This window comes from Castellaniella sp. (genome assembly GCF_049671645.1).
Taxonomy (GTDB): domain Bacteria; phylum Pseudomonadota; class Gammaproteobacteria; order Burkholderiales; family Burkholderiaceae_B; genus Castellaniella.
In genome coordinates this window covers 98422-114122 of record NZ_JBATVG010000023.1, presented here as the reverse complement: position 1 = coordinate 114122, position 15701 = coordinate 98422, and the positions used below count along the sequence as shown (strand labels likewise).

14 protein-coding genes are annotated in these 15701 nt (G+C 64.7%); 7 read left to right on the top strand and 7 right to left on the bottom strand.

Features of this window, described 5'->3' with window-relative positions:
* Positions 1-41 precede the first annotated feature (41 nt).
* From WBG56_RS11555 to WBG56_RS11530, 6 genes are all read right to left on the bottom strand, one after another.
* Entirely contained in the window at positions 42-1964 is a 1923-nt protein-coding gene (locus WBG56_RS11555) for a CHASE2 domain-containing protein (protein WP_424268415.1), read from the bottom strand.
* Positions 1965-1967: 3 nt separating this feature from the next.
* Positions 1968-3086: a FecR family protein gene (locus WBG56_RS11550; RefSeq protein WP_424268413.1), complete on the bottom strand. Its 1119-nt coding sequence runs from the start codon at positions 3084-3086 to the stop codon at positions 1968-1970.
* Positions 3083-5362 carry a diguanylate cyclase gene (locus tag WBG56_RS11545; protein WP_424268411.1) on the bottom strand — a complete coding sequence of 760 codons (2280 nt, stop codon included), beginning with the start codon at positions 5360-5362 and terminating at the stop codon, positions 3083-3085. The genes WBG56_RS11550 and WBG56_RS11545 overlap by 4 nt, the downstream gene beginning before the upstream one ends.
* Positions 5363-5470: 108 nt before the next feature.
* Positions 5471-6022, bottom strand: a complete 552-nt coding sequence (locus tag WBG56_RS11540; protein WP_424268409.1) for a YqaA family protein — start codon at positions 6020-6022, stop codon at positions 5471-5473.
* Positions 6023-6082: 60 nt separating this feature from the next.
* Positions 6083-7333 carry a D-amino acid dehydrogenase gene (locus WBG56_RS11535; protein ID WP_424268407.1) on the bottom strand — a complete coding sequence of 417 codons (1251 nt, stop codon included), beginning with the start codon at positions 7331-7333 and terminating at the stop codon, positions 6083-6085.
* A gap of 100 nt (positions 7334-7433) precedes the next feature.
* Entirely contained in the window at positions 7434-8330 is an 897-nt protein-coding gene (locus tag WBG56_RS11530; protein WP_424268405.1) for a LysR substrate-binding domain-containing protein, read from the bottom strand.
* A 144-nt stretch (positions 8331-8474) separates the two neighbouring features.
* On the opposite strand from WBG56_RS11530, the gene hydA reads away from it, so the two are divergent.
* The 5 genes from hydA to WBG56_RS11505 are packed head-to-tail and all read left to right on the top strand — an operon-like array spanning position 8475 to position 12988.
* Positions 8475-9929, top strand: a complete 1455-nt coding sequence (gene hydA, locus WBG56_RS11525) for a dihydropyrimidinase (protein WP_424268403.1) — start codon at positions 8475-8477, stop codon at positions 9927-9929.
* A 22-nt stretch (positions 9930-9951) separates the two neighbouring features.
* Positions 9952-10803, top strand: coding sequence for a transporter substrate-binding domain-containing protein (locus WBG56_RS11520; protein WP_424268401.1), 852 nt, complete (start codon positions 9952-9954; stop codon positions 10801-10803).
* A 10-nt stretch (positions 10804-10813) separates the two neighbouring features.
* A complete protein-coding gene (locus tag WBG56_RS11515; RefSeq protein ID WP_424268400.1) occupies positions 10814-11605 on the top strand; it encodes an amino acid ABC transporter ATP-binding protein in 792 nt (263 codons plus the stop codon).
* Between the two features lie 12 nt (positions 11606-11617).
* The gene (locus WBG56_RS11510; protein ID WP_424268398.1) at positions 11618-12295 is read left to right on the top strand and encodes an amino acid ABC transporter permease; all 678 of its coding nucleotides are present in this window, start codon (positions 11618-11620) and stop codon (positions 12293-12295) included.
* A gap of 12 nt (positions 12296-12307) precedes the next feature.
* Positions 12308-12988 (top strand): amino acid ABC transporter permease, encoded by a 681-nt coding sequence (locus WBG56_RS11505; protein WP_424268396.1) that lies wholly within the window; start codon positions 12308-12310, stop codon positions 12986-12988.
* A 43-nt stretch (positions 12989-13031) separates the two neighbouring features.
* On the opposite strand, the gene WBG56_RS11500 is transcribed toward WBG56_RS11505, so the two are convergent.
* Positions 13032-13916 (bottom strand): LysR substrate-binding domain-containing protein, encoded by an 885-nt coding sequence (locus WBG56_RS11500; RefSeq protein WP_424268394.1) that lies wholly within the window; start codon positions 13914-13916, stop codon positions 13032-13034.
* Between the two features lie 104 nt (positions 13917-14020).
* Here WBG56_RS11500 and WBG56_RS11495 point away from each other — a divergent pair, with 104 nt between their 5' ends.
* On the top strand, positions 14021-14686 hold the full coding sequence (locus tag WBG56_RS11495; RefSeq protein ID WP_424268392.1) for an aspartate/glutamate racemase family protein: 666 nt from the start codon (positions 14021-14023) through the stop codon (positions 14684-14686).
* 43 nt (positions 14687-14729) lie between these two features.
* Positions 14730-15671 carry an N-carbamoyl-D-amino-acid hydrolase gene (locus tag WBG56_RS11490; protein ID WP_424268390.1) on the top strand — a complete coding sequence of 314 codons (942 nt, stop codon included), beginning with the start codon at positions 14730-14732 and terminating at the stop codon, positions 15669-15671.
* Positions 15672-15701: the final 30 nt, after the last annotated feature.

Below are 15701 nucleotides of genomic sequence, written 5' to 3'. Positions count from 1 at the left end.
TAGTGTAATGGCAAAACCCCTGGCGCCCGGCGGTCTTGTTGTCAGTCCGTATTTGGCAGGTCGATGCTGAACCGGGATCCGCGTCCCGGTTCGCTGACGCAGCGGGCCTGTCCTCCGTGGCGCTGGGCGACCGTCTGGACGAATGCCAGCCCCAGTCCGTTGCCCGCCGGCTTCTTGCCGTCTCCGGCGGAGCGCCAGAACCGGGTGAACAGGTGGGGGATCTGTTCGGGCCCGATGCCGGGGCCGGCGTCCTGGATGTGAATGCTGCAGGCGGAGTCATCCCGGTCGATGCTGCATCGTATTTCCCCGCCTTCGAAGCTGTACTGGATGGCATTGTCCAGGAGGTTGCCGATCGCCCGGCGCATCAGTTCGATATCGATGTCGACAATGTTGTCGTGACCGGAGGGCTGGAAAGTCAGTGTGATGCGGCGTTGCGCCGCCTGCGACCAGCGCCGGTCGCAGCAGTCCTGGACCAGATCGTCCAGCAGGCAGGCGTGTTTTTGCAGAGGAGCGGATTCGGCGCGGGCCAGCTGAACGAAATTGTCCACCAGGTGCAAGGTCGCATGAGCCTGTGCTTCGATGTGGCTCAGCGTGCCGGATTCCGTCCATCGGTCGGGGGCCTCCCGGCGCAGCTCGATGGCGGCCAGGATGGCGTTCTGCGGTGACCGCATGTCGTGGGAAATGAACCCCAGGGTATCTTGCTGGTCCCGGGCGGCCGCTTTCAGACGGGAGACTGCCTGGTGCAGGCGGGCGGCGCGTTCGGGCAGTGTGTTGGGGCCGACCCATTGCGCTGCCTGCTGCGGGTTTTGCCTCGGGTGGATCTGCAGGCGCTCCAGTTCCTGGTCTATGTGCTGCAGGGATGCCTCCTGGAGACGCCAGGTCCATAGTGGGTAGGCAAGGGCGATCGCCAGCAGCAGGCCTGCGGGCGGGATCCAGAGCCCGCCCTGAGCCAGGAGCCAGGCATCCGCCGCCAGGAAGCCCAGCAGAGCGGCCAGCGCGCCCGCCAGGCCGTAGCGCGGGGATAGCTTGCGTAATCCCAGGCAGACCAGCAAAAGAACGCATAAGGACACCGGAATGGTGACCCATGGCGAGGCGATGCGGATCCACAGGGACTGCTTCAGGTTCTGGATACTGTCGGCCAGGATCTCCACTCCGGTGGTCAGGCCGCGGCCCATGGCGGTGGGCAGTTGGTCGCCCAGCCCGGAAGCCCATGCGCCGATCAGGACGATCCGGTTCTCGAAGGCCGACTCTGGAATCTCGCCGCGCAGGACGGCCGCATAGGGGTAGTGGACGAAGGTTCTGGCCGGGTCGATGAATTGCAGGTAGGACGATGTGTCGGCCGCCGGCTGCGTCGCGGCGTCCAGGCCGGCCACGCGCGCCAGCGCCACGCTGAGATGGGGCAAGCGCACGCCCTGGCCTGTCGTCCGCCATAGCTGGATGGCGCGCAGTCGCCCGTCGGGACCGGGTTGCGCATCGATGCGGCCGACGGCGGCGGCCGCGCTGGCGAGCGCCGGCAGGGGGTGGATGACATGCCGGCCCTCCGGGTCCAGCACTTCGGGCAGCACGACGCGCCCGTGGACAGCCATGGCGGCGGCCAGCAGCTGGTCGTCCTGAGGGTAGGCCGGGCGGGGGTCGGCCAGGATCAGATCCAGGACGACTGCCCGCGCCAGGCGCAGGCGCGGCAGCAGGGCGGCATGGGTGGCCCGCCGCCAGGGCCAGTAGCCCAGGGCCTCGATGCTGGCGTCGTCGATGGTGATCACCACAATGTCGCGATCGGCCGCCGGTCGCGGGGTGAGCTGCATGCTCAGGTCGTAGGCCTGCTGGTTGATGTCGCGCAGGACCGGGGATTGACTCCAGATCGAGATGGCGGCGACCAGCAGCGATAGCGCCAGCGTCAGGCCCAGCCATTCCGCGAGCAGACGCCGCTGCAGGCTGGGCGGGTAGGGGTCGGCCGACCGGGACATGCCTCAGCCGTTGCCCAGGCTGATCGGGGTGCCGTCGCCGCTGAGTACCGGGCGCCCATCCGGGCTGATGAGGCTATTGGTGATCCGGATGCGCAGCATGGCATCGCTGCCTTCGATGCCCAGGGCGTCGATCGCCCTGACGAAGAGGTAGCGGAAGCCGCTTCCCGACATGTCAAGCGGGATGCGGGCCTGTGTGACCTGCCGGCTGGATTCCAGCTGGGTGCCGGCGGGGTCCAGCGCGATCCGGACCCGGTAAGCCGTGGACCCTGGCACGGGGGTCCAGGCCAGCGATGATGCGCCCGGCTCAGGCGGCTGCAGCACGGGAGCGGGGAGCAGGGCCTGGGTGCCCAGCCAGGCTCCCGATGTGTCGTAGGCGGCCCCGTGATCCTGTGCGAGCCGTTGTTCGGCCTGGGCGGGATTCCGGATTGCGGCCTCTCCGTGCAGGACTTCGTGGCGGGATCCCGCTTTGCCCGCGTGGACGCGCAACTGTGTGCCGCGCACCCCGGTGACGGTGGCGGGGGTCCGGATTTCGAAGCGGCCCACCCCGGTGTCTTCAGGCGCGACGGAAGACTCCACGCTGCCGTGCGGCAGGTCCAGCACCGTATCCGTCAGCCCGGTGCCGTGGAACGTCTGGAGATTGCGGACCCGGACTTCGCTGTTGGGGGCGATGGTGAGAAGGCTGCGGTCTTCCAGCGACAGGGTGGCGGACCCCTGGCCGGTGCGCAGGATATCGCCGGTTCCAAGCGTATCGCCGACTTGCAAGGTTTTGCCGTCCCGGCTCACCTGCCCGTGGACGTGCGTCACCAGGGCCCGTGCGGCCTGCCGGGGGATCAGGGCCAGCGGTATGCGCAGGATCCGGTCTATGGACAGACGGTAGGGGTCCGCCACCTGATTCAGCGCTTGCAGCGCGCGCCAATTGCCGGGGTCGCGGGTGTAGCGCCGCGCCAGGGCTTCCAGCGTGTCGCCCGACTCGACCTGATAGAGGAAATTTTCGCCTTGGGCCCCCAGCGGGCGGGCCTGTGCCGCGGCGGCGGCAAGCAGCAGCGCCAAGCCGGCGCCCAGCCATGCCATGCACGGCGGGGTGCGGCGGAGCGCGGAAGAAAACGGGAGAAAGCTTGTCATGAGATTGCCTTGTGCTCGTCCAGCAGCTCGAGCCGGTAGCCCAGTGCGTAGGACGCGTTCAGCAAGGTGCCTGAGGCCGGACCGAGCTGGAGTTTTTTGCGGATGTTGGACAAATGTGTGTCCAGTGTGCGGGATGTGCTGGGGATCTCTCGATTCCAGATCAGCGCGCTCAGGTCGTCGCGGGAGAACAGGCGCCAGGGATGCCGCAGGAACAGGGCGGCCAGATCGAATTCCTTGGGGGTCATCTGGATGATTTCGCCGCGCAGTTCGATGTGTCTGGCGATCGTATCGACTGAAAAATCGCCCAGGCGGAAGCTGGTGTCCGGGCTGGCGTGGGATTGCTGGGGGCGCAGTTGGGCGCGGATGCGGGCGAGCAGTTCCGCGGGTCGGCAGGGTTTGCATACATAATCGTTGGCGCCCGCGTCCAGCCCTTCGACGAGGTCGCTTTCCAGCGTGCGACTGGTGACGAAAATGACCGGGGGATTGCTGGGCAGATTGGCCCTGACCCAGCGCAGGACCTCCATGCCGCTGATGCCGGGCAGCTCCCAATCCAGCAGCAGGAGCTGAAAGACATCGGAGGTCCGCAGGGTGGCCAGCAGGTCGTTGCCGTTGTCGAAGGCCCGGCAGCCGAACCCGGCCGGCAGCAGGATCTGCTGCAGCCACGCGGATTGCGTGGGGTCGTCTTCCAGCAGGGCAATCAGGGGCGTGCGATCGGCGTTGTCAGTCATGGAAACCTCGTTTGTAACCGGCATTATGCTAGTAGGCGTGCTGGCGGGCGGCAAGGCGGAGCTGTCCGGCATGCGTCCTTCAGGGGGCTTGACGGGGCGGGAGTCATCCCGGCAGACGGAAACTTGGTTGCGGCCGTTGCGTTTTGCCTGGTACAGCGCTTGGTCGGCGTAGGTCAGCAGCTCCTCGGGGCTGTCGTGGGGGCTTTGCGAGGTGTGCGCGACCCCGATGCTGACGGTGATGGACAGGCCTGTGCTGTCGGGCAGTCGGATGACGAGCGCCTCGATGCTGGCGCGCAAGCGTTCCGCAATGTCGATGGATGCCTGCAGCGGGGTGTCCGGCAAGGTGATTCCGAATTCTTCCCCGCCCACCCGGCCAAACAGGTCCTGTGGCCGGATGGCTGCGTGGATGCAGCTCGAGAATTCCCTCAGGGCCTGGTCCCCGGCCGCGTGGCCGTAGTGATCGTTCAGGTGCTTGAAGTGGTCGAGATCCAGCATCAGCATGCCGGCCTCGGGCGGGCGAGCCGCCCTGGTTCTCAGGCATGAGCGGGAATGCCTCAGGAAGGCGGCGCGCGATAGGGCCCGGGTCAGGGTGTCGTGGTTCAGCGCCTGGGTCAGCGTGAAAATCTGGTCGTCGCGTACCGAGACGGTGCCTGACAACAGCATCGGCGCGGTCACCAGCAGCAGGATTCCAAGATGCAGGGACGTGGCGGCCCAGGGAGAGGCGTGCGCATCGGACGGCGCGATGTAAGTGGGGATCCAGCCGTGGGCCATGCTCAGGACGAGCAGCGTGGCTGTGCCGGCGGTCAGCCAGGCGCTGACCCGTTGCGGATAAAGCCAGGCGCAGTACAACAGGGCGGGGATGGGAAAGGCGATGGCCCCCAGGCCGCCCAGCAGGAAACAAAGCCCCATGCTGATCGCCAGGGCGATGAACGGCAGCAACGAGGCCGGATGCCGCAGGCGTGTCAGCCATCCCTGTTGGAGGGCGGCCTGGTCCGTCGACCGTGAGCCGTACTTGGGCAGGAGCAGAACGGGGGGCAGGAATATGCAGTAGCCCAGCAGTTGGCTGAAAAACCAGTTGGCGGCCGTGGACGCCGGATCACCGGGCAATTGGGGGCCGGGCAGGAGGGCCAGGGCCAGGCTGGCAGTGACGGCGGCAGCCGCTGCGCCTGCAAGCAGGACGCGGCCGATCGCCTGGGGGCTGCGCAGGTTCTTGGGCGCCCACCGGGAAAGCAGGATGAATCGGATGGCCAGGATCCCCGACAGATCGATCAGGCTGTATAGATTGGCCAGATTCCAGGACAAGCCCAGAAACAGGCGAGCCAGGGTCGGGCCGGCATAAATGGCGAGCCAGAACGAAAAATGCCTGAGAACCCGGAATCTGAGCAGCAGCCCCGCCAAGATGGCATGGGTAGGCCACAGGATGGTGGGATCCTTTGCCGGCGCCATCGGCTGGCTGAGCAGGGTCAGGATGAATGCGATCAACAGTACCAAGGTCGCCCAGGCGATGGCTTTGCCCGCGGGTTCCGAAGGACTGTCAGCTTGAAACATGGAATGCCAGCGCTCAATACATGGACGTGCAGGCAACTCTATCAGAATGTATCCATGTTTTTACGTTTCTTGATGATTTTTGATGATTGCCCGGAATGCCTGCCGGTTCTACAGCCACTGACTGACCCAGGGCCAGGCATGCATCAGGGCGATGGTCATTGAGACGTAGCGCAGCAGTTTCCCGACCGCCATGTAGAACACGCTGGGCCAGAAGGGCAGCCGCAGCCAGCCGGCCACGGCGCATAGAGGATCGCCGATGCCAGGCAACCAGGACAGCAGCAGGGCGGGCGGCCCGAAGCGGCGAAACCAAGCGGTCGTCAGCACATGCCAGCGCCCGCCCGCGGGGCTGTCGGGCGATGCCTGCGCCGGGGCCGGCAGGATGGCGTGGGGATGGCGCCAGCGCTGCCAGAGGTTTTCAGCGCCGGCCCCCATGGCGTAAGTGATGATGCCGCCCAGAGTGTTGCCCAGGGTGGCGACGCCCACGGCCGGCCAGAACATGTGCGGCGCCATATGGACGTAGCCGAAGACTGCGGGCTCGGATCCCAGGGGTAATAGCGTGGCCGAGACCAGGCTGATCAGAAAAATGGCCGGCAGCCCGATGCTGGGCAGCGCCAGGGCGGCCAGTAGCGCGTGGATCGAGGATTGCAGCCAGATTTCCATGATGGAAGGCAGTGTAATCCACCGGGTCGGGGGCCGCCTGGCCGCACGGCGCCGCGGGTTTCAGCAGCGCGGCTGGAACGGCGCGGGATCGATGGCGGGCGCGGAGCCGTCCATCAGGCTGCCCAGCAGGTGGCTGCTGCCGCAGGCCAGCGTGAAGCCCAGCGCTCCGTGGCCGATATTCAGCCACAGATTGCCGGCCGCGCGGCTGCGCCCGATCAGGGGGCGACCGTGCGGGGTGGCGGGCCGGTAGCCGGCCCAGGCCTGCGCCTGTCCCATATCCATTCTCGGCAGCAGTTCGCGCGCCTGTTGTTTGACCAGGGCGATGCGGTCGGCCTCGATTCCGTGGTCCGCCACGCCGATGCCGACCATGGCTGCGATGCGCAGCGTGCCGCCCAGGTTGGCGTAGACCGTTTTGCGTTCGTAGTCCGTCACGCTGATGGCGGGCGCCTGATCCGATGTGCAGGGCAGGCTCAGGCTGTAGCCCTTCAGGGGGTATAAGGGGGCGCGGGAGCCCAGGGCCGCCAGCAGCGGGCGGCTGCCCATGCCGGCGGCCACCACGAATTGGTCCGCTTCGATGGATTCGCCGTTCGCGGTCAGGAGGCGGCGGATGCGATCGCCGCTGCGTTCCAGCTGCCGGATGGGGGTCCGCATGCGCACTGTGACCTGATCCATGGCGGCCAGTTGCCGGAACAGGCCCTGCGTGAAACGGGCGCAATCGCCGGATTCCTCGCTGGGCGTATAGACGGCGCCTGCCAGGCGGTCCCGGGCGGGTGCCAGGGCGGGTTCCCGTTCGATCAGCTCGTCGGCGGCCAGGATCTGCTGGTCCGCGCCCAGCGTCGCCTGCAGGGCGACCTGGGCGCGGGCTTTTTCCAGGAGCGCGGGCGTGCGGTAGACGATCAGTTTGCCGTTGCGGGCATGACCGAAATCGATGGGCGATTCCCGCTGGATCTCGTGCAGCGTCTGGCGGCTGAGGTAGGACAGCGACAGCAACTGGGCGGATGTGGCCGACGCCGCGCGGGTATTGCAGGCTCGCAGGAACTGCAGGCACCAGCGCCATTGCAGGGGATCGGCCCTCGGGCGGAATCTCAGCGGCGAGGCCGGATTGAGCAGCCAGGCCGGCAGGTGCGGCAGCATGCCGGGTTCGGCCAGGGGGGCGACGTAGCTGTAGCTGAGCTGCCCGCCATTGGCGTGGCTGGCGCCGCCGGCCGGCTCGGCGGCGGTGTCGACCAGCGTGACCTGCCAGCCCTGACGGGCCAGTTGCCAGGCGGTTGTCACGCCGATCACACCGGCGCCGATCACACATGCATGCATTTTCCAGATCCATCAACAGGGAAAAGGAAATTGTCGGCCTGGGGCATGATCGTGACAAATACCGATCATGCCATCATCCATAACTAAAGGGTATGGGTGTTCAGGGTGCGGGGGCGGGCGGAGCCGGCAGGAGCGCCGCGCAGACGTCGCGGGCGCAGTCGATGAAGTCGCGGTGCAGCAGGCTCAGGGGGTCGTTGGCGTGCACCATGATATTGATGGGAATCGGCACGGGTGGGTCCAGGCGGCTGAGGGTCATGCCGGGCTTCAGCATGGCCCGGCCGGTCAGAAGATCCACGATGGCGTCGCCGCAGCCGGCCTCGACCAGGCTGCAGGCGACGTAATGCGTCTGGACGATGATGCGGGTGTCCAGTTCGATGCCTGCTTGCTGCAGGGCCTGGTCCATGACGGTGCCCACCTGGTCCCGGGTGTCCAGCGCGATCACGGGCCGGTCCGCCAGTCGCCTGAGCTCGATGGGGTTGGGGGTCGGCGTCAGGCTCAGGTAGGCCAGTTCCGTGGTCCCGATGGGAAGGCGGCGCAGGCCAGGGTGGTCGTGATTGTCGAAGGTGATGACCAGGTCCAGTTCCTGGGCGTGCAGGCCTTCGACCAGGTCGGGGCTGTGCAGGGTGCTGATCTTGAACGAGGCGTCGGACGCCGGATGGAAGCGCTGAATGGCCATGGGCAGCAGGCCCAGGCCGATGGCCGGCGCGCAGCCGATGCGCAGGTGCCCCTGGCGGCCTTGGCGCAGATTGGCCGCCAGCCTGCGCACGTGGGCCAGTTCCTGGCCCAGCAGTTCGATCTGCGGGCTGAGGATTTCGGCTTCGCGGGTGGGGACCAGCCGGCCTTTGACACGATCAAACAGCTTGAATCCCAATTGGGATTCGGCATGCGCCAGGGTTTTGCTGGCGGCCGGCTGTGAGATGTTCAGCAGGGCGGCGGCCTGGGTCAGCGACCCGGCCTGGCGTATGGCTTCGAATATTTCGATGTGCCGCAGCTTCATGACTAGGGTTTACTCCAATATAACAATGCCTTATGGAGGACCCATAAAAAGGTACTCGCAGCCGGAGGGCATCGCGCTTAGTATTTTGGCATCCGGCGGTGTTCTTGTCTTAGGGCCCGGGCCGGGCTTACGGGAGGCGGCAATATGGAATTCGATCTGACCCTGCGTCAGGGCTTGGTCTGCACGGAAGCGGGCCTGGAACAATTGGATATCGGGGTGAAGGACGGCATCATCACCGCCCTGCAGCCCGGCCTGCCCGCGGGAACAAAAGACGTGGATGTCCGGGGCCGCTATGTGCTGCCCGGGGGCATCGACAGTCATTGCCATATCGAACAGCTTTCGGGCATGGGTGTCATGACGGCCGACGATTTCTATACGGCCTCGCGTTCGGCCGCCTTTGGCGGCACGACCACCATCATACCTTTCGCGGCGCAGCGCCAGGGCGACGATCTGCTGGACGTGGTGCGGGATTATTCACGACTGGCGCGTGAAAAATCGGTGATCGATTACGCCTTTCACCTGATCCTGTCCGATCCGTCCGAGCGCACGCTGGCCGACCATCTTCCGCAAGTGATCGCTGACGGCATCACGTCCTTCAAGGTCTACATGACCTACGAGTCCTGGAAGCTGGATGACTTCCAGCTGCTGGATGTGTTGCATGCCGCCGACCGCCATGGGGCCATGGTCATGGTCCATTGCGAAAACAATGACATCATCCGCTGGATCACGCGCCGCTTGCTCAGCGATGGCCATGTGCACCCCAAATACCACGCTGTGGCGCATGACCCGCTGGCGGAAAGCGAAGCCACGAACCGGGCGATCGCCTTGTCGCGCCTGATGAATGTGCCCATCCTGATCGTGCACGTGGCGGGCCTGGAAGCGGTCAGGGTCATCCATGCCGCGCAGACCATGGGCGCCCCCATCTATGCGGAAAGCTGTCCGCAGTACCTGTTTCTCACCGCCGAAGACATCGACAAGCCGGGCGTGGAAGGCGCGAAATTCTGCTGCAGTCCGCCACCGCGCGACCCGCAGTCGCAGCAGGCGGTCTGGGAAGGATTGCTGAACGACACGCTGCAAGTGTTTTCGTCCGATCATGCGCCGTATCGTTTCGATGAGACCGGCAAGCTGCCGCATGGCGACGCCACCACCTTCAAGCAGATGGCCAACGGCTTGCCCGGCATCGAGCTGCGCATGCCGCTGCTGTTTTCCGAAGGTGTGCGCACCGGCCGGATGAGCATCGAGCAGTTCGTGGCTCTGACAGCGACCAACCACGCCGTCATGTATGGTCTGTATCCCCGCAAGGGCGTCATTCGAGTGGGCAGCGATGCGGATTTCGCCGTCTGGGATCCCGAGCTGAGCAAGACCGTGCGCTGGGACATGTTGCACGATAACGTCGGCTACACCCCTTACGAGGGCCGCGACGTGACCGGGTGGCCTGTGGCCGTCTTCAGCCGCGGCCGGGCCGTCGTCGAAGACGGTACCCTCCATGCCCGGGCCGGTGACGGGCAGTACCTGCCGTGCGGCGAACCCGCCCCCATCACTCGTAACAAGAAAGCCATTCAGCAAGGCGTGGTCGTCAAGAAGATCTTTGCGGTCTGACCCTTTTCCTAGGAGACAAAACATGTTGGTATCGAACAAGACAGTTGCCTTTCTCGCCGCCGCCGGCTGCGCCCTGGCCTTGCAGGCCGGCTCGGCGGGAGCCGAGACGTTGACCACGGGGGTCGATCCCACCTTCGCTCCCATGGCCATGCAGAACCTCCAGGGCGGGCTCGAGGGTTTCAATGTCGATCTGGGCCATGCCCTGGCCAAGGAAATGGGCATCACCATCAAGATCGAACCCTCGCAGTTTTCCGCCATCATCCCCGCTTTGAACGCCGGCAAGTATGATTTCGTGCTGGCGCCCACTACGGCCACGGAACAGCGTGCCAAGACCCTGCTGTTTTCCGAAGGCTACTTCAATACGGATTACACCTTCGTGCAGAAAAAGAGCGCACAGCCGATCACGGACCTGGCGCAGCTCAAAGGCAAGACCGTCACCGTGAACAGCGGTTCGGCCTATGAGGCCTGGGCCAAGGAAAACGAACAGCGGTACGGTTTCAAGTATCAGGTCTTCAGCACCACCGCCGATGCCATCCAGGCGGTGCTTTCGGGCCTGGCCGATGCTGCACTGATCGATAACATCTCCGGTCCGTGGGCCGCGAAAAAGAACGCCATGCTGCAGACCAGCTATACCATCCGCTCCGGCAAGGTATTTGCGCTGGTCTTTCGCAAGGATGATGTGAAAGGGCGCGACCGTCTGTCCAATGCCCTGAAGTGCCTGAAGAAAAAGGGCGTGGTGGCCGGCCTGGTCAAGAAGTGGCTGGGCACGGAACCGGAATCGGACGCGGCCGCCGTCGTGGTCGAACCGGGGCAGGGCGTGCAGGGTCTGCCGGGCTACGACCCCACCCCCGCCCAGTACAACTGCCAACCCTGAGGATCGCATCATGAGCATGGCGACCGAGACGGCCGCGAGACCGGCCACCACCGCATCGCAAGCGGCGCCCATCCTGCAGATCAGGGGCCTGCACAAACAGTACGGCCACAACGAAGTGCTCAAGGGCGTGGATCTGGACGTACAGGCGGGCGAGATGGTGTTCATCATCGGGCCCTCCGGTTCCGGCAAGAGCAGCCTGCTGCGCTGCTGCAATCGCCTGGAAGAAAGCTCGTCCGGGTCGATCATCGTGGATGGCGAAGATATCTCCGCCCCGCGCGCCGACTTGAACCGCATCCGCCAGAAGATCGGCATGGTCTTTCAGCACTTCAATCTGTACCGGCACATGAGCGTGTTGTCCAACGTGACGCTGGCGCTGCGCAAGGTGCAGAAGCTGCCCAAGGCGGAAGCCGAGTCCCGGGCGCGGGAGGCCCTGGATCGGGTAGGGCTGGCGCATCGGGCCGATTTCTACCCCGACCAGCTCTCGGGCGGGCAGCAGCAGCGCGTGGGCATTGCCCGCGCGCTGGCCCTGCATCCGAAGATCGTGCTGTTCGACGAACCTACCAGCGCCCTCGATCCGGAATTGGTGGGCAGCGTGCTGAAAGTCATGAAGGACCTGAAGGCCGGGGGCATGACCATGGTCGTGGTGTCGCACGAGATGAGTTTCGCCATGGCCGCCGCCGATCGGGTGATCTTCATGGATGGGGGGCATGTCATCGAGCAGGGATCGCCGCAGGAGGTCTTCGGCAAGCCGCAGCACGAGCGCACCCGGGCGTTTCTGTCCAGCGTCTCGCACCACTACTGAGGAAACCTTCCCATGGATCTCGCCGCCCTGCGTTTTGCCTTTTTCAACCTGGATGTGGCGCACCAGGCCGTCTTGCCCGTATTGCACGGCATGTGGATCACCGTTCAGTTGGGCGTGCTCATCACGGTGACGGGCCTGGCCGCGGGTCTGTTGCTGGCTTTCGCGCGGGCCCTGCACATCCGGACGCTGAATGCCTTCATCATCGCCTTTGCCGATGTGATGCGGGCCATGCCTCCGCTGGTGGTGCTGATGGTCCTGTTTTTCGCCTTCCCCTACGTGGGGCTGTCGATGTCCGCCTTCTTCGCCACGTGGCTGGCGCTTTCGCTGGTGCTGACCGCATTCGCCGAGGAAATCTTCTGGGCGGGCATCCAGTCCATCCCCAAAGGGCAGGCGGAGGCCGCCCGCTCGACAGGCATGAGCTGGCGCCAGTCCATGTGCTACGTCGTCATTCCCCAGGCCTGCAAGCTGGCGGTGCCGCCCCTGACCAACCGGGTGATCGCCATCACCAAGGCCACTGCGCTGGGCGCCATCGTGGGCCTGAGCGAAGTGCTGAACAATGCCCAGACGGCCAGCAGCACACTGGGCAATGCCACGCCGCTGACCTTGGGGGCTCTGGGCTGTCTGGTGATCTTCGTGCCTATCGTGGTGGGCAGCCGCCTGCTGGAACATCGCTTCCGCTGGAAAAACTAGAAGGGGTCCGCCATGCAGGAAATCATTCACAATTTCTTCAACCTGGACATCTATCGGCAAGTCGGCCCCTATCTGCTCGAAGGCCTGTGGATGACCGTGCTGCTTTCGGCGCTGGTGATCCCCCTGGGGCTGTTCTTCGGCTTGCTGGCGGCCATCCTGCATCAGGAACTGCGCTGCCGCAGCTTGCGGTTGGTGTTGATGGTGTACATCGACATTTTCCGGTCTCTGCCGCCGTTGGTGCTGCTGATCTTCATCTATTTCGGTTTGCCCTTTCTGAACCTGGACATGCCCAAGCTCGTGGCCGTCGCCCTGTGCTTTACCTTGAATACCAGCGCCTACTTCGGCGAGGTCTTCCGGGCCGGCTTCGAAAGCGTGCCCAGGGGCCAGATGGAAGCCGCCCGTTCCACGGGGCTGTCGCGGATGCAGACTCTGATCCATGTGCAGATTCCCCAGGCCACCCGGGCCGTGATGCCCGATCTGATCAGCAATGCGCTGGAAGTGGTGAAACTCACGACGCTGGCCAGCGCCGTGTCTTTGCCCGAATTGCTGTATCTGGCTCGCAATGCCCAGTCGCTGATGTATAACCCTTCGCCGCTGGTGCTGGCCGCCATCCTGTACCTGATCATCCTGCTGCCGATCGTGCGCTATCTGGGTCGGCTGGAGCAGCGCAGGCTGGCCGCCACGAGCCACTGAACCGGATGCCGGCGCAGGGCTGCGCTGTACGTCGGTGTCCCGTTCAGAGCAGCCCGGCCTCTTGTTCGATGATCTGGCTGAAGGCGCGGGCCAGCAGCGACATCGGCTCGTAGCGCGAGCAGGCCAGGTAGAGCTCCAGGGTGTGACGCACCTGCAGCGGGCGCACCACCAGCCTGTCGCTGGTCTGAGCGGCCGCCACGGCCTGATCGACGATGCCGACGCCGATGCCTTGCGAGACGAGATCACAGACGTTTTGCTGGGCATCGACCTCGATCTGAATGCGTTCGGGTTCGCGGCCTTCGCCGAACAGGTCGTCCAGGACTTTGGACAGGGGCGATCCGCTGCGGTAGGCCACCATGGCCTGGTCCTGCAGATCGGACAGATCGATGGCGGGTTTATTGACTAAAGGGTGATCCGCCGGCAACACGCACACCAGGGGGACGGCCCCGACCTGAGTGGATTTCAGATTGGGATGCGCGATGGGCATGAATAACAGCCCGATTTCACTTTCCCCGTCGAGAATGCTGCGCACCAGCGCATCGTGGGTCAGTGTGCGCAGGCGGATGTGGACGCCCGGGTGCTGGCGGGTGAACTGCTCGATGCAGCGCGGCATCAGGCCATGGCCGAGGCTGGGGCTGCTGACGATGCCCAGCAGGCCCTGTTTCTTTTCGCCCAGCCGGGTGGCCAGCGTCGCAATGCGGGTGATGCCGCTGTATACCGATTGCACTTCATTGAAGAGGATGCGGGCTTCGGTGGTGGGATACAGGCGGCCCTTGATGCGTTCGAACAGCGGATATCCCAACTGTTGTTCGGTATGCGCCAGCAAGCGGCTGACGGCGGGTTGCGACACGAAGAGCAGTTTGGCCGCCGAACTGATGGACCCCGTGACCATGATGGCTCGGAAGGTGTTGATCTGCTTCAGATTCATGGCCTGCGGGACCCATAACAAAAGGTTAATGCCGGGGGACAAATCAGTATATCAAGGTGCCGCAGGTTCAACGATAGAATGAATTCAAGCGTTATGAGGCAGGTATGAACAACACAATTTACGTCATCAATCCGAACAGCCTGGCGCACGTGACTCGCGGTTTGCAGGAAAGCCTGGCGCCTCTTCAAAGGGACCATGGGCCGGTCATCGAATGCCTGACCTTGCATGACGGTCCGGCGGGCATTCAGAACGAACAGGATGTGGCCGAGTCGGCTGTGCTGGTGGGGCGCCTGGTCGGGGATCTGGCCCTGGAACGAGGGGACGGCGCCGCTGCCTTCGTGATTGCCTGCTTCAGTGATCCCGGTCTGCACCTGGCGCGTGAAAGAACCGTCCGGCCGGTGCTGGGCATCAATGAATGTGGTTTGCTGACTGCCCTGGCGCTGGGGCGGCGGGTTGGGGTGATCGCGATTTTGCCCACGCTGATGGGCCGCCATGCGCGCGGTTATGCCGCCGCCGGTATCGCTTCGCGCATTGCCGGTGAATACCCCCTGGATTTGACCGTGGCCCAATTGCAGGATGCCGACGTGACGCGGGAACGCATGCAGGCCGTCGGCCGCCGGCTGGTGCAGGACGATGGGGCGGATGTGCTGGTGCTGGGGTGCGCCGGCATGTCGCACTACCGGGCCTGGCTTGAAGCGTCCTTGGGCGTGCCCGTGGTGGATCCCACCTTGGCTGCCGTGGCCATGGCCTTGGGGCGGGTTGCCGGATAAGCAGTTTGACTATTTTGAATCGGGTTTTGGAACCGGAGCACACATGAACAAAGGCACATCTTCTCGCAAACTCGGCCTGGCCGTCGCCCAGGTGGGGGGTATCAGTTTGGCCGACAGCCGTGAAAGCGTCGTCAAGCGCCTGACGGACATGCTCTGCGAGGCCCACGGCCGGGGCGCGGAGTTCGTGGTGTTTCCCGAGTTGACCCTGACCACGTTCTTTCCGCGGTATTGGACGCCGCTCGAAGAGGTCGAGGCGCGGTATTTCGAGAAGACGATGCCCAACGCCGCCGTCCAGCCCTTATTCGACGCGGCGCAGCGCCTGGGCGTCGGCTTTTACCTGGGCTATGCCGAATTGACCCCCGAGGGGAAGCGTTACAACACCTCGATCCTGGTCGACAGGTCGGCCAGGATCGTGGGCAAGTATCGCAAGATCCATCTGCCCGGGCATGACGACCACAAGGTGGGGGCGCCCTTCCAGCATCTGGAAAAGAAATATTTCGACGTCGGCGAGGACACCTGGAAAGTCTGGAATATGGACGGCATCCGTACCGGCATGTGCCTGTGCAATGATCGCCGCTGGCCGGAAACATGGCGCGTCATGGGCTTGCAAAGCGCCGAACTGATCGTGCTGGGCTACAACACGCCCGCGCACAACATCCATTGGCCCGAGCCGGTGCATCTGCGCATGCAGTCGCACCTGCTGTCCATGCAGTCGGGCGCCTACCAGAACAGCGTCTGGGCGGCTGCCGCCGGCAAGACCGGCTTCGAGGACGGTTTTCACCTGATCGGCGGATCCGTGATTGTGTCGCCCGCAGGCGAAATCGTGGCCCAGGCCGCTACGGAAGAAGATGAAATCATCACCGCCACCATCGATCTGGCCATGGGCGAAAATTTCAGGAAGAATATTTTTGATTTCGCCCGCCATCGCCGGCCCGAGCACTATCGGCTGATCGTGGATCGCGTCGGGGCGGGCGAGCCTATGTAGACTGCGCACAGCCCGCAGGGCGTTGGATCA